We start from the raw sequence: 1,285 nt of genomic DNA, 5'->3' as shown, positions 1-1,285 counted from the left end.
AAGTTTTTCCCGTTTGGGCAACGCATGATTCCGTCTTCCCCGATTGGAAAATTTACTGCTCGGAATGGATCTTTATGATACTTCATGTCAGTAGTCTCTTTCTTGAACATGGTGAATTTCATATACTTTTCTATTCCATGCTGCTCACAAAAAATATAATTGTTGTAAGAACCATATCCGGCATCTGCCACTGGATACTTCGGATAAAAGCCATATGTAGTATAAAACTTGTTCATCAACGGAACAAAACAATCCATATCTGAGCGATACTGATTTACATCAACAACAGCAATGTATTCATCTGCAACACCAACCTGTACATTATAAGCCGGAAGCAGCTGGTCATTTCCCATGTAATCTGTCTTGATTCGCATAAAAGTAGCCGAATGATCTGTTTTCGAGTAGCTGTTGCGATCCTCCCCACAGATTTTGATTTTTTCCACGTATTCTTCTAACTTAGCAGCATACTCCCTGAGTTTCTCATAATGCCGTTGCTGTGTAGTTTTGCGATGTCCCCTGCCATGAACAAACGCAGTTTCATCAATCTGCCAGGCTTCTGCATACTGTTCGGCAGCTTCTTTCAGATACTCTGGCGCATACTCACTATTGATACAAAGCTTTATCCCTGTACATGTCAGTTCTTCATTGATTTCCGCAAAAAGTGTAGTAATTTTATCGAAGACACGGTATCTGGATTTTTCGGTTGATTTTTTCCATACCCAGGAATATTTATTCGCATTTGCTTCAAACTTGGATCCATCGATGTATAGGTGTTGGAGATCCACATGTTCTGTCTCGAAAATTTTTTTGTTTATGTCTTGAAATATCTCTTCAATGGAATCAGCAAGTACCTCGTTAATGAAGTAACCGAAGGTACGATAAGAAGGTGTTTGATGATCCATGAGATACATGAAGCGGAGATTGACTTTACACTGATCCTCCAGTTCACGTAATGATATATAGCCATTCTCCATAAATCCAAACAAAACTGTCTTCAGCATGCTGACCGGGTCATATCTGAGTCTTCCTGTATAATGTTGCGGAATATTTTTCAGATATTTCTCCAGTTCGATTCCTCCCATAAATCTGTCAAAAGTCAGCACTGGATCACAGATGTCCAGATAATCTTGAATTAGCATTGGCAAAATTGCCTGTTTTGGGTTAGAATAGATTATGTTATTATTTTTTGTCACAAATTAATTATAACAGAAAGAAAGACCTTGAGTTCAATATAAACTCTTGGTCTTTCTTTTTTTTCGGGACTATTCTTTTTTCACAGCCCCTT

1 protein-coding gene is annotated in these 1,285 nt (G+C 38.2%); it reads right to left on the bottom strand.

Annotated elements, in window-relative coordinates:
- Nucleotides 1–1,139 (bottom strand): transposase (locus PGY05_RS16490; RefSeq protein ID WP_270476357.1); only part of this gene is annotated, 1,139 nt, incomplete at its 3' end.
- Nucleotides 1,140–1,285: the final 146 nt, after the last annotated feature.

This window comes from Coprococcus sp. AF51-11b1 (assembly GCF_027682785.1).
Classification (GTDB): domain Bacteria; phylum Bacillota; class Clostridia; order Lachnospirales; family Lachnospiraceae; genus Allocoprococcus; species Allocoprococcus comes.
This window is presented reverse-complemented; position numbering and strand designations above follow the sequence as displayed.